The organism is Methyloversatilis sp. RAC08 (assembly GCF_001713355.1).
Taxonomy (GTDB): domain Bacteria; phylum Pseudomonadota; class Gammaproteobacteria; order Burkholderiales; family Rhodocyclaceae; genus Methyloversatilis.
Window position 1 is genome coordinate 259,158 of the sequence record NZ_CP016448.1, and the last position, 21,394, is coordinate 280,551.

Genomic DNA, 21,394 nt, shown 5'->3' on the forward strand with positions numbered 1-21,394 from the left:
GCGATGCCCAAAGTCCGGCGGGCCGGAGCGATATAAAATCACGCTTTGAGGCCACCACCGGTAGCCGACTGAACACGCTCACCACCCCATGACACAGACCCACTCCGCCAGCACCACCTTCTACGACCACATCGGCGGTGCGCCCGCCGTGCGCACGCTGGTCGATCGCTTCTACGAACTGATGGACACGCTGCCCGAGGCCTACGGCATCCGCAAGCTGCACCCGGCCGACCTGTCGGGCTCGGCCGAAAAGCTCTACATGTACCTGTCCGGCTGGCTCGGCGGCCCGCAACTGTACATCGAAGCCTACGGTCACCCGCGCCTGCGCGCCCGCCACCTGCCCTTCACCATCGGCGAGGCGGAACGCGACCAGTGGCTCATGTGCATGCGCATGGCGATGGAAGAAGTGCTGCCGCCGGACGATTCCAACGCCCAGCTGTACGGCGCGCTGTCCGACCTTGCCGACCACATGCGGAACATGGCGGGCTGACAGCGTGGCCGGCTGATTGCGCCGACCGCGCTCGCGTAAGCGTCACGCACGCCAACGTATTTTACTTATCGCACTCATCTTCGTGTCGCGAAGCATTGCCGGCGCCTAGACTCGATTCTCCTCGATACCCCGGTGCGCCCCCTTGAAACCCATTCGCACCCTGCAGTCGCTCGGATTCGCCTTGAGCGCGCTCCTGATGGCAGGAAACGCCGCCGCCGTCGCCACCACGGGTGGCGCGGTTTCGATGAATTCGGGTCAGGGCAGCTGCAGCGACAGCCGGATCATTCCGCAGAGCACCGCGCAGGATGTTTTCGTGCTGGGCGGCGCCACGGCCTGTGCCGGCGGCTCGGCCAGCGCCGACATCAAGGGCGATGCGGCCAGCGCCTCGATCGGACTGAAGGCCAGTGCGTCCGGTAGCGCGGGCGGCAGCAGCCAGACTGCCGCCTCGGTGAGCCTGCGCGACTTCTGGGACATTTCCGTCGCTGCGGGCACGCCGTCCGGATCGATCACCATCCCGGTCACGCTGCAGCTTGACGGCAGCATTTCGCCGGGCGCCGTGTTCAACCCGGGTTTCGGCCGTTTCCTGGATTACAGCCTGAACTTCGGTCAGCCCTTCTCGTTCAATGTGTTCCAGGCGACGGGGCGCCTGACCACCGTTGGCAATTACAGCCAGAGCTTCAGCGGCAGCATCGTGCTGCCCTACTCAGCCGGACGGCCGCTGCGGGCAGTAGTCGAACTGTCGATGTCGGTTCCCGGATTGCTCGAAGGGAGCATCGACTTCTACAACACGGCGTCGGTGTCGCTGCAGTTGCCCGCGGGTTATGTGGTCACCAATTCATCTGGCACGCAACTGTTCGCCGCCCCGGTGCCCGAGCCCGCGTCGATCATGATGATGATGTCCGGCCTCGCGCTGGTCGCCGGTCTGTCGCGAGCGAGGCCGGGCCGGCGCCACCGCTGACGCGCCTGCGTCATCCCGCCAGGTGGCGCAGGATACTGGCCAGAATCTGCGGCACGCGCTGCGGGTCGCGGCCGATGTCCTGCAGCAGCGCATCGACCGTCGCGGTGCCGGGCAGCCCTGCCCAGGCCGACATCTCTTCCGGCGTCGCACTGACGTAGGCCATGCGCCAGGTGCCGAAGGTCGGCGCGTCCACCTCGGCCTCGTGGAAGACGGTGACCGTATCGTGCCGCGTATCGAGGGCGATGCTCGCCATCAGCGTCCGCACGACGGCCTCGTCGCCTTCGAGAATCTGCAGGAACACGCCATCGACGAACACCAGCGCACCGGTCACGTTGCGGGCGGCGTTGCCAGCGCGTGCATCGACCAGGATCTGCTCCAGCTCCGCCGCCGTCATCGGCCCGGTGGCCTGGGAGGAATACACGATCTGATAAGTCATGGCGACGCTCGCGGGTGAAGGGGGCGAACAATGGTACGACGGCAGAGTCAGCCCACGAACGGATTCAGCAGCCGTACCCCGGTCGATGCGAAGTCTGCGGTGTTGCGCGTGACGAGCGTCAGGTCATGGATCAGTGCGATGGCGGCGATCTGCTTGTCTTCCGGGTGCTGCGGACTGCGCGACATGGATCAATAGGGGACAGACCACGTTTCCTGCTTCAGTGCTTCAGCAGAGGCAGCAACCGTGGTCTGCCCCCGATTAAACTCTATTCGAGAAACTGGTTCAGGTTTCGGCCGATCGAGGTAATCGGCCAACCGATCTGGATGACTCTCTTGGTTTCAGGGTCATATATTTGATCCTCTCCACCGCTCCCTATTTTTAATTTCCAACACTCACCTTTGTAGCAAACCTCGAAGTTCTCGAAATTACGCCCTCTTCCTGGAGTACGACCAAAGATTCTCTTTCCAGGTCGTATGAGTTCATTGCCATTTAAATCTAACTTACCATTAACGATGGGAAGAGTGGTAAAACCCGGAAGCAGCCCATCGCGGTTAGCAAAGGAACCGAACCCGCCGCCATTGATGCTCGTCGGGTAACGAAGATCACTTGCAAAGGCCAAACTATCTATAGGTTTTACCCTTGCCGTTGCAGAAGGGTCTCTCCCCCAGACGTCGGCCTCCCAGACATTGACCGGAATCGTTGCATAGGAAGGGCTATCACTCAAAAACTTCTCGGCCACATCCAATTCATCTGGCGAACGCGAAATTTCTCCTGGGGCCGAAATTACGCGAATAATGCTTCTTCTTATGCGTTCGTCACGCGCTTTTCCATATTCCTTGTTCGACAATATCTCCAAGGTGGAGAAATCCGCATCCAGGATTCCTACGTTCTGACCATGATCAAATTCAGGGGAACTCAGATTCGAGCAGTGAATACCGCCCACGCCCATGACCAGGTATTTCCCCGATGGCAACGCTTTCGCAACAAAGCCAATCTGCGGATCACTCTGCCATCGCATGTACCAACCAGCGTTTGCCGAAAAGGATGGGCTTTGAAAACACCGCCAATCAACTTCGATTTTTCTCAACGCCCCTTCAATCTCAACGTCGGTTTCCATCACCATGTAGTGGTCAGCACTTTTTTCCAACGTCGCGATATGAGGTGATGTAACTAAAGCGAATCCGGTCATGCACCCGCTCAGAGCACTCAGATAGATTAATGCCGACGAAGCGATGACCAATTTTTTCACCACTGTGCAGACCGAATCAATATGCATGACATCGCACCATCAAATCCTGTTTAGAAAAAAACAGGGGCAGACTACGAATACTCGAATACTCGTTCGAACGCAGAGTATTTATTCGTGGTCTGTCCCTACCTGCCTCTGTCCCCTACTCGCCTCTCTTTGCCTCCGTCCCGAAACCGAACAACGCGTTCCGTAGAGGCAGGGCCGCAAGGCATTGATGCTGAGTGATCCAACGGCAACACACCATCAGCCTGCCGGACGATAGCGTCCATACCAGAAGATCATATGTCGTCAGGGTGACGTGCTCGATACGCAGCCACGTCACTCGGAGGCAGCTCGTGCCTTGCAACGACTGACCCGCCTCTCCAAAAAAAAACGCCGCCCGAAGGCGGCGTTTTCCATCCGGAAACAACTATCAGAACAACCCCGACACCTTGCCGTTGTCGTCGATGTCGATCTTCTCTGCACTCGGCACCTTGGGCAGGCCGGGCATGGTCATCATGTCGCCGCAGACGGCGACGACGAAGCCGGCGCCGTTGGCCAGGCGCACTTCGCGCACGTTCAGGGTGTGGCCGCTCGGGGCACCCTTGGCGTTGGCGTCGGCCGAGAACGACATCTGGGTCTTGGCCATGCACACCGGGAAGTGACCGTAGTCGGCATTCCAGCCCTCTAGCTGCTTGCGCGCGGCGTCGGCGAAGGTCACTGCACCGGCACCGTATATCTTGGTGGCGATGGTCGTGATCTTGTCCTGCAGCGTGGCGTTGGCGTCGTACACGAAGGTGTGCTTGCCGGGCGCGTTGTCGCAGATGTCGGCGACCATGCGGGCCAGCTCTTCTGCGCCGGCACCGCCGCTCGCCCAGTGACGCGCGATGACGAACTTGCCGCCGAGCGCTTCGATGCGGCTCTTCAGCAGCGCGATTTCGGCGTCGGTGTCGAAGGTGAAGTGATTGACCGACACGACGCACGGCAGGCCGTAGTGCTCCTTGATGTTCTTCAGGTGGCGCTCGATGTTGCAGATGCCCTTTTCGAGCGCGGCCAGGTTTTCCTGGTTCAGCTCTTCCTTCTTAACGCCGCCGTGGAACTTGAGCGCGCGGATGGTGGCGACCAGCACGACGGCGGCGGGGTTGAGCCCGGCCATGCGGCACTTGATGTCGATGAACTTCTCGGCACCCAGGTCGGCGCCGAAGCCGGCTTCGGTCACGACGTAGTCGGCCATCTTCAGGCCGGCCTTGGTCGCGGTGACCGAATTGCAGCCGTGCGCGATGTTGGCGAACGGGCCGCCGTGGATGATGGCCGGGTTGTTTTCCAGCGTCTGCACGATGTTCGGTTTGATCGCGTCCTTCAGCAGCGTCGCCATGGCGCCCTGCGCCTTCAGGTCGCTCGCATACACCGGCTTCCTGTCGCCCATCGTGTAGCCGATGATGATGCGGCCGAGGCGTTCCTTCAGGTCGGACAGTGAACCGGCCAGACACAGGATGGCCATCACTTCCGAGGCCACCACGATGTCGTAGCCGTCTTCGCGCACGAAGCCGTTGGCGGTGCCGCCCAGGCCGATGGTGATCTTGCGCAGTGCGCGGTCATTCATGTCGACCACACGCTTCCACTGGATGAGGCGCGGGTCGATGCGCAGCTCGTTGCCGTGGTTGATGTGGTTGTCGATCAGCGCCGACAGCAGGTTGTGCGCGGCACCGATGGCGTGGAAGTCACCGGTGAAGTGCAGGTTGATATCTTCCATCGGCACGATCTGGGCGTAGCCGCCGCCGGCCGCCCCGCCCTTCACGCCGAACACCGGCCCGAGCGACGGTTCGCGCAGGCAGATCATGGTTTTCTTGCCGATGCGGTTCAGCGCGTCGCCCAGACCGACCGTGGTCGTGGTCTTGCCTTCGCCGGCCGGCGTCGGGCTGATCGCGGTGACCAGGATGAGCTTGCCGTCCGGGCGGTCCTTCAGCGTGTTCAGGTATTCGAGCGACACCTTGGCCTTGTAGTGGCCGTACGGCTCGATCGCGTCTTCCGGGATGCCCAGCTTGGACACGACCTCGCTGATGCGCAACATCTTGGCCTGCTGTGCAATTTCAATATCGGATGCCATATCGGTTTTTTCCGTGTAGTCGAGATGTGGTCATGAATCGGATGCGGGCGCGACCGGCGAGTGACGATGCGCGCCCCCTCTATATATATATGCAGCGATCAGGTCGCTGCGGCGATGCTGTCGGCCTTGGCGATCAGCGCTTCGGCCATGCGGATGCTGGCGATGTCGATCAGGCGCCCGTCGAGCGACACCGCGCCGCGACCTTCCTTCGCCGCCTGCGCCATCGCTTCGAGGATGCGCCGGGCCTTGGTCACTTCGGCGGCCGACGGCGTGTACACCGTGTTCGCCAGTTCGATCTGCGACGGGTGAATGGCCCACTTGCCTTCGTAGCCCAGCACCGCGGCGCGATTCGCGGCTGAAATATAGCCGTCCGGATCGTTGAAGTCACCAAACGGGCCGTCGATCGGGCGCAGGCCGTAGGCGCGGCAGGCCACCATCATGCGCGTCTGCGCAGCGTGCCACGGGTCGGTCCAGAAGGCCTGGCGGTTGCCGGCTTCGTCCTTGTCGCTCAGCACGACGCTGTCCTTGTTCACGCCGCCGATCACGGTTGTGCGGGCGCGCGTCGAGGCGGCGTAGTCGGCCACGCCGAAGCTCATCGCTTCCAGGCGCTTCGACGACTGGGCGATCGCTTCCACGTTGGCCATGCCGAGCGCGGTTTCGATCAGCACTTCGAAGCCGATGCGCTTGGTGCGCTTCTTCGCCGCCTCGATCTGCGTGACCATCATGTCGACCGCGTACACGTCGGCCGCCACACCGGCCTTCGGGATCAGGATCATGTCCAGGCGCGGGCAGGCTTCGACGATGTCGACCACGTCGCGGTACATGTAGTGGGTGTCGAGACCGTTGATGCGCACCATCATCGTCTTGGTGCCCCAGTCGATCTCGTTCAGGCCCTGGATGATGTTCTTGCGTGCCTGTTCCTTGTCATCCGGTGCGACCGCGTCTTCGCAGTCCAGGAAGATGATGTCGGCGGCCGACTTGGCGGCCTTTTCGAACATGCCCGGGTTGGAACCCGGCACGGCGAGTTCGGAACGGTGCAGGCGCGGTGTGGCTTGTTCGATGATCGTGAAGCTCATGGATGTCTCCTCCGGTGATGGTGCGAATGTTGAATGAATGGTGTGAAAACGATGGATGGCGGTCCGTCGGTCAGCCGGTGGCGCCGAAACCGGCGGCCACGCAGTTGATCGACAGCAGCAGCGCCTTGCGGAATTCCTCCTTGCGGGCCGCGTCGTCGGTCTGGCGGTAGGCGCGCAGCAGCCCGATCTGCTGCCGGCTGACCTGATTGACCACCGGCAGGCGGTGGCCCAGCTTCTGGCGATAGTCCGGGAAGCGCTCGGCCAGCGTGCGCGAACCGGACAGCCGCAGGATCTGGCTGCAGGTGATTTCGTGCTCGCGCACGATCATGCCGAACACCTCTTCGCGCACGCCGGCATCCGCCACCAGCAGGCTGTATTCGCGCGCCAGTTCGAGATCGACCACGGCGAGCGTCTTTTCGACCTCGTCGACGATCAGCCGGAACAGCGGCGACTCGTTGAACATGCGCGTCAGCAGCGCCTCGCCGCTCGCCCCGCGCACGCGCGTGAAATTGGCCAGGCTTGAGCCGACGCCGAACCAACCGGTGATCAGGTGGCGGTTCTGCGCCCACGCGAACACCCACGGAATGGCCCGCAACTCCGACAGCGAACGCGCGCCGAAGCGGCGTGCCGGGCGCGAACCGATGTTCAGCAGCGAAATTTCGTCGAGCGGGCTGGCTTCCTGGAAGTAGCTCACCAGACCGGGATGACCGATCAGGTTCGCGTAGGCGGCGTGCGCCGCGCCCGACAGCGCTTCGAGTGCGTCGTCGAATTCGGCCACCAGCGTGATGCCGTCGCTGCGGCCGGACTTCAGCGCATGGTCGAACACGCTGGCGGCCAGCAGTTCGAGGTTGAACGCGGCCGTACCCTTGTTCGCGTACTTCGATGAAATGACTTCGCCCTGTTCGGTCAGGCGGAAAATCCCCTGGATCGAACCAGCCGGCTGCGCCGCAATGGCGCGCCCGGCCGGCACGCCGCCGCGGCTGACCGAGCCGCCGCGGCCGTGGAAGAAGGCGATCTTCACGCCGGCTTCCGCGCCGACCGAGGTCAGCTTCATCTGCGCCTTGTACAGTTCCCAGTTCGACGACAGGAAGCCGCCGTCCTTGTTCGAATCCGAGTAGCCGATCATCACTTCCTGCACGCCGCCGAGCGCGCGCACCGAGCGCTTGATCAGCGGCATGGCCAGCAGTTCGCGCATGATGGCCGGCGCGCGGCGCAGGTCCTCGATGGTTTCGAACAGCGGCATGATGGGCAGCGCACAGCGCTCGACGCCGCCCGGGTCGGCGTACAGCCCGGCTTCCTTGGCCAGCAGATAGACGCCGAGCACGTCCGACACATTGCGCGTCATGCTCAATATGAAGCTGCCGAAGGCGTCGCGACCCAGGCGCGGCCGCAGTTCGGCGATGAGCCGGAACAGGCCCAGCGTTTCGCTGGCCACCGCCGGCAGTTCGTCGAAGTCACGCGGGCCGCTGCGCGGCTGCGCCAGTTCGGCCAGCAGCCAGTCGCGCCATTCGGTGCCGGTCTGCTCCGGTGCCGGCGCATCGGCCGGCTCGCCGCGGCTGGCGCGCCACAGCGCTTCCAGCGTCTGGGTGACGCGGGTGGAGTTTTCGCGCAGGTCGAGCCGCACGGTGCTGAAGCGGAACACCTCGACCTGGCGGCGCACCGGACGCACTTCGCTGCCGGCCAGCTCGGCCAGACCGCAGTCCGCCAGACCGGTTTCCAGCGTGCGCAGATCGGCGATCAGGCGTTCGGCCGATTCGTAGCCGTGGCGCGCACCGGCGTCATTCGGCTCGCCCAGCGCATCGGCGATGCTGTCGTCGAGCCGGGCCAGCATGCACACCAGGAACTGGCGGAACGGCTCGCCCGGATTGCGCGCGGCGATCGCATTGCCGTCGCTGCGCTCTTCCAGCGCCAGCGTCAGCGCGTCGCGGAAGTCGTCCGGCAGCGCAAGCGCCGCTTCGGTCACCGACAGGCTGCGCACCAGATCGAACACGCTCTGCCGGTGACGGCGCAGCGCGGCCAGCCGGCATTCGGTCAGCGCGCCGCGCGTGATGGCGTTGGTGACGAAGGGGTTGCCATCGCGATCACCGCCGATCCAGGAACCGAATTCTAGAAAGCCGGGCAGCCCGGCTTCGTCGGCGCCGAAGTGTTCGGCCATCGCCTCGTCGGCGCGCGCCAGCACATCGGGGGCGACGTCGAACAGCGTTTCGTTGAAGAAGTGCAGGCCCCAGGCGATTTCCTGCGACACATTGGGCTTTTCGAGCCGCAGTTCGCCGGTCAGCCAAAGCAGCTCTATTTCATTGCGCAGAGTGCTTTCTAGCCCGGTGCGCTCGCGCGGCGTCCAGCGCGGCGATTCGAGATCGATCAGCAGGCGGTAGATGCGGCGGTGCCGCTCCAGCACGGTCACCCGCTTGGCTTCGGTCGGGTGGGCGGTCAGCACCGGTCGCACCTTGAGGCCGGCAAATGCGGCGCGGACCGCGTCGGCGTTCAGGCCCGCCTTGCGGGCGGCGGCGAACACATGGGCAAAGGTGCCGGGCAGACATTCGCGCCCCTGCAGCCGCTCGACTTCACGCCGCTTGCGCATGCCGCCATTCTGTTCGGCGATCGACAGCAGCTGGAACAGGATGCCTTGCGCCTGGATGGCGCGACCGAGCATCTGCGGCGACAGCCCGGCGCCCGAGGTGCCGCCGGACAGCACGTTCAGCAATTCGGGATGATGGCGCTGGACCACCTCGCGCAGCAGCGCGAACAGCAGGTCGACGGCCTTCTCTGAAAAATCGTGCCCCGAAGCGTCGGACGACGCCGGGACGGAAACGGGATCACTCACCACGATGGACTTTCGCTGGTCGAGGTTGGGCGCCATCCGCCGGGCCGCAGCGGCCCGACGGACAGCGCAGCGCAGCGGATGGCGCCGGGATCAGACGTCGTTCGATCAGAGCCGGGCCATCATGGCGGCGACGGTGGTGCCCAGTTCGCCCGCACTCGGGGCGACCGACAGACCGTAGGAACGCATGATTTCCGACTTTTCGGCAGCCGAATCACCGGCGGCCGAAATGATGGCGCCGGCGTGGCCCATGCGGCGACCCTTCGGTGCCGTCAGGCCGGCGACGTAGCCAACCACCGGCTTGCTCATGTTTTCCTTCACCCAGGCCGACGCTTCCGCTTCCTGCGGGCCGCCGATCTCGCCGATCATCACGACCGCCGTGGTTTCCGGATCTTCTTCGAACTTCATCAGGTGATCGAGGAAGGACGAGCCGTTGATCGGGTCGCCGCCGATGCCGACCGAGGTCGACACGCCGATGCCGAGCGCCTTCATCTGCGCCGCCGCTTCGTAACCCAGCGTGCCCGAGCGCGACACGATGCCGACCGTGCCCTGCTTGTAGATGTGGCCGGGCATGATGCCCAGCATGGCCTTGCCCGGGCTGATGATGCCGGCGCAGTTGGGGCCGACCATCAGCGTGCGGCGCTCTTTCGGGTAGCGCATCAGGTAGCGCTTGACGCGCATCATGTCCTGCGCCGGGATGCCGTCGGTGATCGAACACACCAGCTGGATGCCGGCATCGGCCGCTTCCATGATGGCGTCGGCGCAGAAGGCCGGCGCCACGAAGGTGATGCTGGCTTCGGCACCGGTCGCCTCGACCGCTTCGGCCACCGTGTTGAACACCGGCTTGCCCAGATGGGTCGAGCCACCCTTGCCCGGCGTGACACCGCCGACCACGTTGGTGCCGTACTCGATCATTTCCTTGGCGTGGAAGCTGCCTTTGTCGCCGGTGAAACCCTGGACGATGATCTTGGTCTTTTCGTTGATCAGAATGCTCATATCTAAATCCTCTTGTGCATCGGTTATCCGCTACGCGCCGCCCGCCAGGCCGCCCCGAGGGCGGGTGCCGCCCTCGGTGGCAGCGAACGAAGTGAGCGTGGGTATCCTTTGACTCAGCTCGCCGCGTGGGCGCGCGCCGCTTCGACCGCCTTCTTCGCCGCCTCGGTGAGCGAGCTGGCGCTGATGATGGGCAGGCCGCTTTCGCGGATGATGCGCTGCCCCTCTTCTTCGTTCGTACCGGCCAGGCGGACGATCAGCGGCACCGTGATATCGATGTCATTGCACGCCTGCACCACGCCCTGGGCGACCCAGTCGCAGCGGTTGATACCGGCGAAGATGTTCACCAGGATGGCCTTGACGTTCTTGTCCGACAGCACGAGGCGGAAGGAATTGGCCACGCGCTCGGGCGAGGCGCCGCCGCCGACGTCGAGGAAGTTGGCGGGTGCGCCGCCGGCGTACTTGATGGTGTCCATCGTGGCCATGGCCAGACCGGCGCCATTGATGATGCAGCCGATGTCGCCGTCCAGACCCACGTAGTTCAGGTTGTGCTCGGCCGCCTGCACTTCGCGCGGATCTTCCTGCGACGGGTCGCGCATGTCGGCCACGGCACGCTGGCGGAACATCGCGTTGTCGTCGAACGACATCTTGGCGTCGAGCGCCAGCACGCGGTCGTCCTTGGTGACGACCAGCGGATTGATTTCGACCATCGTCGCGTCGAGATCGCGGAAGGCGCGGTAGGCACCCATGATGGCGGTGACCGCACGCGACACCTGCTTGATGTTCAGCTTCAGGCCGAAGGCGATCTGCCGGGCCTGGAAGGCCTGCAGACCGACCGCCGGTTCGACCACGACCTGCATGATCTTTTCCGGTGCGGTGTTGGCCAGTTCCTCGATGTCCATGCCGCCTTCGGCCGAAGCGATCACGCGCACGCGCTCGGCCTTGCGGTCGAGCACGATGCCCAGATACAACTCACGTTCGAAGGGCTCGGCGACTTCGACGTAGACACGCTGCACCGGCTTGCCTTCCGGGCCGGTCTGCACCGTCACCAGACGCTTGCCGAGCAGTTCGCGCGCCGCCGCATCGACCTCGTGATAGGTCTTGCACAGCTTGATGCCGCCTGCCTTGCCGCGCGCGCCGGAGTGCACCTGGGCCTTCACCGCCCAGTGCCAGCCGCCCAGTTCGGTCGCCGTGTAGACAGCCTGATCCGGGCTGTAGGCCACGCTGCCGCGCGGCACCGGAACTCCGAAACCGGCCAGCAACTCTTTCGCTTGGTATTCGTGAATGTCCATGCTCCACCTTCCGTCAGATTGAATTCAGAGGACTGTTTGCCGCCGCGTCACCGGCGCCCCGACGTCGGGCAGCACGGAGGTCCGAAACGCAAACCTATGGATTTGATTATGGGTGAGGCTGTTTGAATTAAGCTTCACTTATACTTATCTCGGCGATAAGAAAGTCCGATACGAGGGCTTGCATTCGTACGATATAGTTGATTTGTCTTGTTTTAGTTCACGCGCCAACGCCCGAAACCGGGCCAGACGCTCACTTCCCCGAAAGGCATCCCATGTTTGACCCGAAACAGACCATCGCCCATTCCGATCCCGAACTGTGGGCCGCCATGGAAGCGGAGTACGCACGTCAGGAACACCACATCGAGCTGATCGCGTCGGAAAACTACGCCAGCCCTGCGGTCATGGAAGCGCAGGGTTCGGTACTGACGAACAAGTACGCAGAGGGTTATCCGGGCAAGCGCTACTACGGTGGCTGTGAGTTTGTCGACGTCGCGGAACAGCTCGCCATCGATCGCCTGAAGTCGCTGTTCGGCGCCGAATTCGCCAATGTGCAGCCGCACTCGGGCTCGCAGGCCAATGCCGCTGTGTATATGTCGATGCTGCAGCCGGGCGACACCATCCTGGGCATGTCGCTGGCCCACGGCGGTCACCTGACGCACGGTTCGTCGGTGAACTTCTCCGGCAAGATCTACAAGGGCGTCGCCTACGGTCTGGACCCGGAAACCGAAGCCATCGACTACAAGCAGGTCGAAATGCTGGCGCACGAATACAAGCCGAAAATGATCGTCGCCGGCGCGTCGGCCTATTCGCTGCACATCGACTTCCAGCGCTTCCGCGAAATCGCCGATTCGGTCGGCGCCTACCTGCTGGTCGACATGGCGCACTACTCCGGCCTGATCGCTGCCGGTCTGTACCCGAGCCCGATCGGCATCGCCGACTTCGTCACCTCGACCACGCACAAGACGCTGCGCGGCCCGCGCGGTGGCGTGATCATGGGCAAGGCCGAGTTCGAAAAGCCGATCAATTCGATGATTTTCCCGGGCATCCAGGGCGGACCGCTGATGCACGTGATCGCTGCCAAGGCCGTCGCGTTCAAGGAAGCCTCGACGCCGGAATTCAAGTCCTATCAGCAGCAGGTGCTGAACAACGCGCAGGTGATGGCCGAGACCCTGGTCGAGCGCGGCGTGCGCATCGTGTCCGGGCGCACCCAGTCGCACCTGTTCCTGGTCGACCTGCGCGCCAAGAACGTGACCGGCAAGGAAGCGGAAGCTGCACTGGGCCGCGCCCACATCACGGTGAACAAGAACGCCATCCCGAACGATCCGCAGAAGCCGTTCGTCACCAGCGGCATCCGCATCGGCAGCCCGGCGATGACGACCCGCGGTTTCAAGGAAGCCGAGGCGAAGCAGGTTGCCAACCTGATCGTCGACGTACTCGAAGCACCCAACGACGACGCCGTGATCGCGCGTGTCGTCGCTGACGTCACCCGGTTGTGCACCGCACTGCCGGTCTACGGACGCAAATAAGGCCTGAGCGTGAGCGCCATGAACGCCGCCAGGGAATTCCCGATTTCAGAACCTTCAAGACTTAGAAACATTCATTTCAGGAGATTGACATATGCGTATCGCAGGCCGTAACCATCTGTACGTGCCGGGCCCCACCAACACGCCGGACCGTATCCTGCGTGCCATGGTGGTGGCACAGGAAGATCACCGCTCGCCCAAGTTCCCGGAACTGACGCTGTCGGTTCTGGCCGACCTGAAGAAGGTGTTCAAGACCACGGAAGGCACCATCGTCACGTTCCCGGCGTCGGGCACCGGCATGTGGGAAGCCGCGCTGACCAACACCCTGTCGCCGGGCGACAAGGTGCTGTGCTCGCGCTTCGGCCAGTTCAGCCACCTGTGGGCAGACATGGCGCAGCGCCTCGGCTTCGAGGTGCAGGTCATCGACACCGAATGGGGCACCGGCGTGCCGTACGACAAGTACGAAGAAGTCCTGCGCGCCGACAAGGAGCACAAGATCAAGGCCGTGCTGGCCTGCCAGAACGAAACCGCCACCGGCGTCTCGAGCGACATCGGCAAGGTGCGCAAGGCCATGGACAATGCCGGTCACCCGGCGCTGCTGATGGTCGATACGGTCAGTTCGCTGGTCAGCATCGACTTCCGCATGGAAGAGTGGGGCGTCGACTGCACCGTGTCCGGTTCGCAGAAGGGTTTCATGCTGCCGGCCGGCATGGGCATCCTGGGCATGAGCTCGAAGGCGATCAAGGCGATGGAAGGAGCGACCTCGCGCCGCTGCTACTTCGACATCGGCGACATGCTGAAGAACAACGCCACCGGCTACTTCCCCTACACGCCGTCGATTCCGATGCTGTACGGCATGCGTGAAGCGCTGGACACGATTTTCGAGGAAGGCCTTGAGAACATCTTCGCCCGCCACGAATATCTGGCCAACGGCGTGCGCGCCGCGATCCACGAAGGCTGGAAGCTGAATCTGTGCGCCAAGGCGCCCGAGTGGTATTCGAACACCGTCAGCGCCATTCTGGTGCCGGAAGGTTTCGACGCCGCCAAGGTGATCAGCAACGCCTACGCTCGCTACAACCTGTCGCTGGGCGCCGGCCTGTCGAAGGTCGCCGGCAAGGTGTTCCGCATCGGCCACGTCGGTGACCTGAACCTGCTGTCGCTGATGAGCGCGATCGCCGGTGCCGAAATGTCGATGCTCGACAACGGCATCAACGTGACCCCGGGTTCCGGTGTCGCGGCCGCTTCGACCTACTGGCGTACCCATACGCAGCAGGTAAAGTAAGGGCCCGCCGTCCGTTTTACCCCTCTTGAACGGCCGGGTTCGCCCGGCCTTTTTTGCATTTACAAACACTGCGAGGAAAAAGCATGTCGCAACACGTCGTGTTTCTGGACCGTTCGACGCTGAAAGCCACCGTGCGTCGGCCGTCGTTCGAGCACACCTGGGAAGAATTCGAGACCACCTCCCCCGCCCAGGTGGTCGAGCGCCTCAAGAATGCGACCGTGGCCATCACCAACAAGGTTGCGTTGCGCGGCGACGTGCTGGCCCAGCTGCCGAACCTGAAGATGATCGGCGTCGCCGCCACCGGCTACGACGTCATCGACGTTCCGGCCTGCCGCGAGCGTGGCATCACGGTGTCGAACATCCGCAACTACGCGGTTCATACGGTGCCGGAACACGCGTTCGCGCTGATCCTCGCATTGCGCCGCAGCATCCTGGCCTATCGGCAGGACGTGGAGCGCGGCCGCTGGCAGGAAGTGGATCAGTTCTGCTTCTTCGATCACCCGATCCATGACCTGTTCGACAGCACCATCGGCATTTTCGGCGAAGGCGCGCTCGGCCAGGGCACGGCGAAGATCGCACGCGGCTTCGGCATGAAGGTGCTGTTCGCCGACCACGAAGGCCCGAAGGCGCCGGGTGTGGAATTCACGCCGGTCGAACAGGTATTGGCCGAGTCCGACATCATTTCGCTGCACTGCCCGCTGACCGCGGACAGCCGCAACATGTTCAGCATGCCGCAGTTCAGGAAGATGAAGCGCAGCGCCATCCTGATCAACACGGCGCGTGGCGGCCTGGTGCATGAGGAAGATCTGGTGACCGCGCTGAAGGAAGGCGTCATCGGCGGTGCCGGCTTCGACGTGCTGACCAAGGAGCCGCCGAAGGAAGGCAACCCGCTGCTTGACCTGCGCCTGCCCAACTTCATCCTGACGCCGCACGTCGCGTGGGCGTCCGACGGCGCCATGCAGTTCCTGGCCGACCAGTTGATCGACAATGTGGAAGCCTACGTCAAGGGCAGCCCGGTCAACACCGTGACCTGAAAACCGTTCGCCGCGCCCCTGTCGGCGGCGCGGCGTTCATCGAGACAGCGAGAGACGACAATGAAAAAACTGCTCTATCAATTCGATACCGACGAACATCCGTCGGTGTTCGACAACGTGGTGTGCAACGACGGCGGCGCCGATCACGTGATCGGCTACGGCGGCGTGCATCCGCACAACGTCGGTGCCATGGTCGATGGCGCCATCTTCACGCGCGCACCGAAGGACAAGAAGAACACCGCGATCTTCATCGGCGGCAGCAACATGGCCGAAGGCGAAGCCCTGTTCAAGGCGGTGAAGAAGAAGTTCTTCAGCAACTTCCGCGTGTCGGTCATGCTCGACAGCAACGGTTCGAACACCACCGCGGCCGCCTGCGTCGCGTGGCTGGGTCACCGCGGTCCGCTCAAGGGCAAGAAGGTCGTCATCCTCGGCGGCACCGGTCCGGTGGGCACGCGCGCCGCCGTCATGCTGGCCAGCGAAGGTGCGACGGTCACGCTGGTGTCGCGCAAGCTGGCCACCGCGGAAGACGCGGCGAAGCAGCTGAAGGCCACGTTCAACCTCGACGTCGGCGTGGCCGAAGCGGCCGACAACGATGCGCGCGGTCGAGCGATCGAAGGCGCGAACATCGTCATCGCGACCGGCGCCGGCGGCATCCAGCTGCTCGAAGAGCGTCACTGGAAGGACAACCCGACGCTGGAAATGATGGCTGACGCCAATGCCACACCGCCGCTGGGCATCGAAGGCATCGACATGATGGACAAGGGCGCGGTGAAGCACGGCAAGATCGTATTCGGCGCCATCGGTTTCGGTGCGTTGAAGATCGCGCTGCAGCGCGCCTGCGTGGCCAAGCTGTTCGAAAGCAACGACATCACGCTGGATGCGCCGGAAATCTACGCGATGGCCAAGACGATGGTGGGCTGAGCGATGACCATGATCAAGGACAAGCCTGTCACCACCTTTCTGGACGAACTGGCCAGCAGCGCACCCACGCCGGGCGGCGGCAGTGCCGCGGCCATCATGGGCGGCATGGGCGCGGCGCTGGTCAGCATGGTGTGCAACCTGACCATCGGCAAGAAGGCGTACGCGGAAGTGGAAGGCGACATGAAGGACCTGCTGGCACAAGCCGAAGGCCTGCGTGCAACGCTGACCGATTTCATCCGCGCCGACGTCGAAGCCTTTGACGGCCTGATGGCCGCCTACGGCCTGCCCAAGGACACGGACGAGCAGAAGGCTGCACGCTCGGCCGCGATCCAGGACGGTCTGAAGATGGCCACCGACGCACCGCTGGCCTGCGCCCGCGCCTGCGCCGACGTGATCGCGTTGAGCCTGATCGCGGCGGAAAAGGGCAACAGGAACGTCGTGTCAGACGCCGGCGTGGCGGCGCTGGCCGCCCAGGCGGCGCTGCGTTCGGCGGCGCTGAACGTCGACATCAACGTGCCCAGCATCAAGGACGCCGACTTCGCCGCATCGCGTCGCGCCGAAACCGACGCGCTGCTGGCCAAGTGGGTGGCGGAAGCCGATCGCGTGGTCGAAGTGGTCAAGAGCAAGCTCTGAGGCTTCTGCCTGCTCATGAAGGGGCGCCCTCGGGCGCCCTTTTTTTTCGCGCGCGGGCGAAAGTCGTCGGCGCTCGATCACGAGCCCATGTTGGGCATCGCTGCGCTCACCCCAACCTACAGTCCAGACACTCCGGCTGCTCACCCGCAGGTCGGGCTGAGCGCCGCGATGCCCAACACCAACACGCCCCACCCGCACGCGCCGCCCACAGCCCGCCCATTCAAACCGCACCCACCCGTAGGTTGGGGTGAGCGCAGCGATGCCCAACACCCGCACGCCGCACCCGCACACGCCGCGCACACAGCCCGCCCATTCAAACCGCCTCACCCGTAGGTTGGGGTGAGCGCAGCGATGCCCAACACCCCAAACTCCCGCCCCGCCTCACTGCTGCGCCTGCACCTGGGCCTGGGCCTGGGCCCGCGCGAGCCATTCGCGCATCGTTGCGAGCAGTTCGCTGCGGCTGAACGAGCAGCTGTCCTGCGAAAACAACCGGGCGGATTCGAGCCGCATCAGCAGGCCGTCGAGCACTTCGCGCCACTTTGCCGGCACATGCGCGTCCTCGACGCCGTGGAGGCGCCAGGTGGCGATCAGGGCATCCATGTCGATGCGCCCGGCTTCGAAATCGTCCAGCGACCTGCCCAGTTTTTCGTTCATCTGCATTCTCCGGCACGACGGTAAAACTACCCCTTGCTTGCAAGACCCTGTGCGCTTGCGCTTACAATCGCGCCCTGTTTGCATTGCAACAAGAGTGTAATGCGCAAACAGCGTTCGGACGGCGATGGCGTATCCGCTTGTCCAGAGTGTCCTGATTCACCGCCTTCACAGGCAAACGGAAGCAAGCATGACCATCTACAGCATCGACGACCAGCAGCCCGACATCCATCCTTCCGCGTGGATCGCGTCCACCGCGACCGTGATCGGCGAAGTCGTACTCAAGGCCGACAGCAGCGTGTGGTTCGGCGCCGTCATCCGGGCCGACAATGACCGCATCGTCGTCGGCGAACGCAGCAACGTGCAGGACGGTGCGGTGCTGCACATCGACGAGGGTGTGCCGCTGACCATCGGCGACGACGTCACGGTCGGTCATCAGGCCATGCTGCACGGCTGCACCATCGGTGACGGATCGCTGATCGGCATCAAGGCGGTGGTGATGAACCGTGCCGTCGTCGGCCGCAACTGCCTGATCGGCGCCAATGCGCTGATTCCGGAAGGCCGTGTCATTCCCGACCGATCGCTCGTGGTCGGCTCGCCCGGCCGCATCGTGCGCGAACTGAGCGACGAAGAAGTCGCGGCACTGATGGCCGGCTCGGCGCAATACGTCGACAAGGCGCGGCACTACCGATCGGGTCTGACCATCGTGCCGCGCGACTGATCGCACTTCAGTTCCGCCGGGCGGCGTCGATATTTCCCCTGAGAACTTCACTCGCGGAGATCGACATGGCCGAACGCACCACCTTCTATTTCACCGGCGCGCACGCCCTGCCCGCCATCATGGTCGCCTTCAACAGCGAAGCGGCCGGACTGGCCGTACTGGTCTACTTCGCGCTGATCGGCGCTGCTCTGCTATCGGCCATGGGCGACGAGCGTCACCTGCCCGATGACCGCGAACACCTCGGCGCGCCGATCCGCATCGACACCGAAGACGACCGGCCGGTACGTCGCAAGCGCTGACAGACGCCCGCAGCGCGCTGGTTATACTCCCGCATTGATCACATCGCGGGAGTCCCCCATGAAACATCCGTTCTGGCTGCTGCTTGCCGCCACGCTTTCGGTCGCCCAGGCCGCCGACCACACCGCCGTCGAACGCGCCGGCATCGTGGTTGACCTGAATGCCGAAGCCTCCCGCCTCGCCCCGAATGACCTTGCCCGCGCCCAGGCCTACATCGAAATGGGTGACGCCACGCCGAGCGCGCTGGCGAAGAAGGTCAATGCGGTCATGCAGTCGGCCATTGCGACCACCAAGCCCTATTCGAGTGTGAAGGTGCGCAGCGGCAATACGTCGACCTATCCGGTCTATGGCAAGAACGGCCGCAGCATCGAAAGCTGGCGCATGCGTTCGGAACTGCTGCTCGAATCGAAGGATCAGGCCGCCATTTCCGAACTGCTGGGCAAGTTGCAGAGCCAGCTTGCGGTCGGCCAGCTGACGCTGGAGCCGAGCGAAGAGGCTTCGCGGCAGGCCGAGAACGACGCGATCGCCGACGGCATCGCCGCCTTCAATGCACGTGCGAAAATCGTCGCCGATTCCCTCGGCAAGTCGTGGCGCATCCTGCACATGAACGTGAATCACACCGGCGGCATGCCGACACCGCGTCCGATGATGATGCGCAGCAAGGCGGTCATGGCCGAAGCGATGGCGGACATGCCGGTCGAAGCCGGCGAGTCGCGCGTGGCGGTATCGATCAGCGGACAGATCGAGATTGAACGCCGGTAATCGCAGGCTCACTGCGCTATCGCTGGCGTTTTTGCTCACCGCCTGCGGCAGCCTGCCGGAACAGGCGGCGTTGCCGCCGTCCGGAAAAACGGCCGGCACACCGGCCGAACAACCCGCCGTACCGCCTCGCCCGGCCGGCCGGATACAGCTCGCCGACGACACGCACGCGCAGGATGCGGTGATCTACGCGCTCGGCCTGATCGGCAACCATTACCAGTTCGGCGGCCGCAATCCGGACAGCGGGCTGGACTGCAGCGGCATGGTGAGCTGGATCTACGAACAGGTCGCTGGCGTGCGGCTGCCGCACAATGCCGCGCAGATCGCGAAGATCGCGCGGCCGATCGACCGCAGTGCGCTGGCACCCGGAGATCTGGTGTTCTTCAACACCAATGGCACGCCGCATTCGCACATGGGCATCTACGCCGGCGAGGGGCGTTTCATCCATGCACCGAGCACACGCGGGAAATATGTACGGACGGACAGGCTGGACAGCGGCTGGTTTGCCGCACGCATCAGCGGCCTGCGCACGCTCAGGCGCGAGGGGTGATGAGGGTCAGGGTCTGTCGTTCGGAATCTGCACGAACACCTCACCCGGCTTGATCAGCCCGAGTTCGGTGCGCGCCCGCTCTTCGACCGCGTCGAAGCCGGTTTTCAGATCCTTCACGTCGGCGTCAAGCGCGGCATTGCGCGCTTCCAGCCGGGTGTTGAGGTCGCGCTGGGCGTCCAGCGCGCGGCCGGCTTCCCAAGCCTGCAGCCACCCGCCCTTGCCGAGCCAGAGCGGGTACTGCAGCACCGCAATCAGCGCCACCAGCATCAAGGCAGGCCAATGGCGCGTCATGGCTACTTGCGCAGGTTGTAGAACGCGGAAGCACCGGGATACCACGCCGTATCACCGAGATCTTCCTCGATGCGCAGCAGCTGGTTGTACTTGGCGATGCGGTCCGAACGGCTCAGCGAACCGGTCTTGATCTGCATTGCGTTCAGCCCGACCGCGATGTCGGCGATGGTGCTGTCTTCTGTTTCGCCCGAACGGTGCGAAATGACCGCGGTGTAGCTGGCGCGCTTGGCCATTTCGACCGCCGCGAAGGTTTCTGTCAGCGTGCCGATCTGGTTGATCTTGATCAGGATGGAATTGGCGATGCCGCGCGAAATGCCTTCCTTCAGGATCTTGGTGTTGGTGACGAACAGGTCGTCGCCGACGATCTGCACGCGACTGCCCAGACGGTCGGTCAGCAGCTTCCAGCCATCCCAGTCGTTTTCCGCCATGCCGTCTTCGATGCTGACGATGGGATACTTGTCGGCCAGCGTCGCAAGGTAATCGACCAGCTGCGCCGATTCCATCGTCAGGCCGGCACCTTCGAGGTGGTACTTGCCGTTCTTGTAGAACTCGGACGCTGCGCAGTCGAGCGCCAGCACGATGTCGGTGCCCGGCTCGTAGCCGGCCGCGCTGACCGCATCGAGAATCATGTTCAGCGCCTCTTCGGCACTGCCGACGTTGGGCGCGAAACCGCCCTCGTCACCGACCGTGGTCGGGAAACCCTTCTTGTCGGTCAGCTTCTTCAGCGCATGGAAGATTTCCGCGCCGGCGCGCAGCGCCTCGCGGAAGCTCGATGCGCCGACCGGCATGATCATGCATTCCTGGAAATCGAGGCTGTTGTTGGCGTGCGCGCCACCGTTGATGACATTCATCATCGGCACCGGCATCGCCATGCCGCCCGAACCACCGAAATAGCGGTACAGCGGCAGTCCGGCTTCTTCGGCCGCCGCCTTGGCCACCGCCATCGACACCGCAAGCATCGCATTGGCGCCGAGGCGGCCCTTGTTTTCGGTGCCGTCGAGTTCGATCAGCGTACGGTCGATGAAGGCCTGTTCTTCGGCGTCCAGACCGATAATGGCTTCGGAAATTTCGGTATTGACGTTTTCGACCGCGGCCAGCACGCCCTTGCCGAGGTAGCGGTCCTTGTCGCCGTCGCGCAGCTCGATCGCTTCGCGCGAACCGGTCGAGGCACCGGACGGCACGGCGGCGCGACCCATGATGCCGGACTCCAGCAGCACGTCCGCTTCAACGGTGGGATTGCCGCGCGAATCTAGAATCTCGCGCGCGACGACATCGACAATTGCACTCATGGTCGCTGGGTTCCTGGGTAAGAAGACAAATTATGAATAATC

Annotated in this window: 22 protein-coding genes; 11 read left to right on the plus strand and 11 right to left on the minus strand. The window is 63.8% G+C overall.

The window, feature by feature from the left end:
* Window positions 1–88: 88 nt before the first annotated feature.
* On the plus strand, window positions 89–490 hold the full coding sequence (locus BSY238_RS01215) for a group II truncated hemoglobin (protein WP_069037542.1): 402 nt from the start codon (window positions 89–91) through the stop codon (window positions 488–490).
* A 181-nt stretch (window positions 491–671) separates the two neighbouring features.
* Window positions 672–1,448, plus strand: coding sequence for a PEP-CTERM sorting domain-containing protein (locus BSY238_RS01220; RefSeq protein WP_150123853.1), 777 nt, complete (start codon window positions 672–674; stop codon window positions 1,446–1,448).
* 10 nt (window positions 1,449–1,458) lie between these two features.
* On the opposite strand, the gene BSY238_RS01225 is transcribed toward BSY238_RS01220, so the two are convergent.
* The 8 genes from BSY238_RS01225 to BSY238_RS01250 form a co-directional block, all read right to left on the minus strand.
* Window positions 1,459–1,884, minus strand: coding sequence for a BLUF domain-containing protein (locus BSY238_RS01225; RefSeq protein WP_069037544.1), 426 nt, complete (start codon window positions 1,882–1,884; stop codon window positions 1,459–1,461).
* 47 nt (window positions 1,885–1,931) lie between these two features.
* The gene (locus BSY238_RS17890; protein ID WP_223300223.1) at window positions 1,932–2,069 is read right to left on the minus strand and encodes a hypothetical protein; all 138 of its coding nucleotides are present in this window, start codon (window positions 2,067–2,069) and stop codon (window positions 1,932–1,934) included.
* A gap of 80 nt (window positions 2,070–2,149) precedes the next feature.
* Window positions 2,150–3,160, minus strand: coding sequence for a hypothetical protein (locus tag BSY238_RS18240; protein ID WP_150123854.1), 1,011 nt, complete (start codon window positions 3,158–3,160; stop codon window positions 2,150–2,152).
* Between the two features lie 385 nt (window positions 3,161–3,545).
* On the minus strand, window positions 3,546–5,219 hold the full coding sequence (locus BSY238_RS01230) for a formate--tetrahydrofolate ligase (RefSeq protein WP_069037545.1): 1,674 nt from the start codon (window positions 5,217–5,219) through the stop codon (window positions 3,546–3,548).
* A 98-nt stretch (window positions 5,220–5,317) separates the two neighbouring features.
* Window positions 5,318–6,295: an HpcH/HpaI aldolase/citrate lyase family protein gene (locus BSY238_RS01235; RefSeq protein ID WP_069037546.1), complete on the minus strand. Its 978-nt coding sequence runs from the start codon at window positions 6,293–6,295 to the stop codon at window positions 5,318–5,320.
* Between the two features lie 70 nt (window positions 6,296–6,365).
* Window positions 6,366–9,155 carry a phosphoenolpyruvate carboxylase gene (locus BSY238_RS01240; RefSeq protein WP_069037547.1) on the minus strand — a complete coding sequence of 930 codons (2,790 nt, stop codon included), beginning with the start codon at window positions 9,153–9,155 and terminating at the stop codon, window positions 6,366–6,368.
* A gap of 69 nt (window positions 9,156–9,224) precedes the next feature.
* Window positions 9,225–10,112: a succinate--CoA ligase subunit alpha gene (gene sucD / locus BSY238_RS01245; RefSeq protein ID WP_069037548.1), complete on the minus strand. Its 888-nt coding sequence runs from the start codon at window positions 10,110–10,112 to the stop codon at window positions 9,225–9,227.
* Window positions 10,113–10,225: 113 nt separating this feature from the next.
* Entirely contained in the window at window positions 10,226–11,401 is a 1,176-nt protein-coding gene (locus BSY238_RS01250; RefSeq protein ID WP_069037549.1) for a malate--CoA ligase subunit beta, read from the minus strand.
* 272 nt (window positions 11,402–11,673) lie between these two features.
* On the opposite strand from BSY238_RS01250, the gene glyA reads away from it, so the two are divergent.
* The 5 genes from glyA (at window position 11,674) to fchA (ending at window position 16,794) form a co-directional block, all read left to right on the plus strand.
* Complete coding sequence (glyA, locus tag BSY238_RS01255) at window positions 11,674–12,927, plus strand: serine hydroxymethyltransferase (RefSeq protein WP_069037550.1); 1,254 nt, start codon at window positions 11,674–11,676, stop codon at window positions 12,925–12,927.
* Window positions 12,928–13,018: 91 nt separating this feature from the next.
* Window positions 13,019–14,206: an aminotransferase class V-fold PLP-dependent enzyme gene (locus BSY238_RS01260; RefSeq protein ID WP_069037551.1), complete on the plus strand. Its 1,188-nt coding sequence runs from the start codon at window positions 13,019–13,021 to the stop codon at window positions 14,204–14,206.
* Between the two features lie 83 nt (window positions 14,207–14,289).
* A complete protein-coding gene (locus BSY238_RS01265) occupies window positions 14,290–15,240 on the plus strand; it encodes a D-2-hydroxyacid dehydrogenase (protein ID WP_069037552.1) in 951 nt (316 codons plus the stop codon).
* Between the two features lie 60 nt (window positions 15,241–15,300).
* Window positions 15,301–16,161, plus strand: coding sequence for an NADP-dependent methylenetetrahydromethanopterin/methylenetetrahydrofolate dehydrogenase (locus tag BSY238_RS01270; RefSeq protein WP_069037553.1), 861 nt, complete (start codon window positions 15,301–15,303; stop codon window positions 16,159–16,161).
* Between the two features lie 9 nt (window positions 16,162–16,170).
* Entirely contained in the window at window positions 16,171–16,794 is a 624-nt protein-coding gene (gene fchA, locus BSY238_RS01275) for a methenyltetrahydrofolate cyclohydrolase (RefSeq protein WP_069040367.1), read from the plus strand.
* 381 nt (window positions 16,795–17,175) lie between these two features.
* On the opposite strand, the gene BSY238_RS01280 is transcribed toward fchA, so the two are convergent.
* On the minus strand, window positions 17,176–17,448 hold the full coding sequence (locus BSY238_RS01280) for a hypothetical protein (RefSeq protein WP_069040368.1): 273 nt from the start codon (window positions 17,446–17,448) through the stop codon (window positions 17,176–17,178).
* A gap of 187 nt (window positions 17,449–17,635) precedes the next feature.
* Between BSY238_RS01280 and BSY238_RS01285 the strand changes: the two genes are divergently transcribed.
* From BSY238_RS01285 to BSY238_RS01300, 4 genes are all read left to right on the plus strand, one after another.
* Complete coding sequence (locus tag BSY238_RS01285; protein ID WP_069037554.1) at window positions 17,636–18,166, plus strand: gamma carbonic anhydrase family protein; 531 nt, start codon at window positions 17,636–17,638, stop codon at window positions 18,164–18,166.
* A 65-nt stretch (window positions 18,167–18,231) separates the two neighbouring features.
* Window positions 18,232–18,465, plus strand: coding sequence for a hypothetical protein (locus tag BSY238_RS01290; RefSeq protein ID WP_069037555.1), 234 nt, complete (start codon window positions 18,232–18,234; stop codon window positions 18,463–18,465).
* 58 nt (window positions 18,466–18,523) lie between these two features.
* Window positions 18,524–19,225, plus strand: coding sequence for an SIMPL domain-containing protein (locus BSY238_RS01295; protein ID WP_069037556.1), 702 nt, complete (start codon window positions 18,524–18,526; stop codon window positions 19,223–19,225).
* Window positions 19,212–19,772, plus strand: a complete 561-nt coding sequence (locus BSY238_RS01300; RefSeq protein ID WP_069037557.1) for a C40 family peptidase — start codon at window positions 19,212–19,214, stop codon at window positions 19,770–19,772. The genes BSY238_RS01295 and BSY238_RS01300 overlap by 14 nt, the downstream gene beginning before the upstream one ends.
* A gap of 6 nt (window positions 19,773–19,778) precedes the next feature.
* Here the strand turns inward: BSY238_RS01300 and ftsB are convergent, their stop codons facing one another.
* Together ftsB and eno are read right to left on the minus strand one after the other, a co-directional pair.
* Window positions 19,779–20,063, minus strand: a complete 285-nt coding sequence (gene ftsB, locus BSY238_RS01305) for a cell division protein FtsB (protein ID WP_069037558.1) — start codon at window positions 20,061–20,063, stop codon at window positions 19,779–19,781.
* 2 nt (window positions 20,064–20,065) lie between these two features.
* Window positions 20,066–21,352, minus strand: coding sequence for a phosphopyruvate hydratase (eno, locus tag BSY238_RS01310; RefSeq protein ID WP_069037559.1), 1,287 nt, complete (start codon window positions 21,350–21,352; stop codon window positions 20,066–20,068).
* Window positions 21,353–21,394 lie beyond the last annotated feature (42 nt).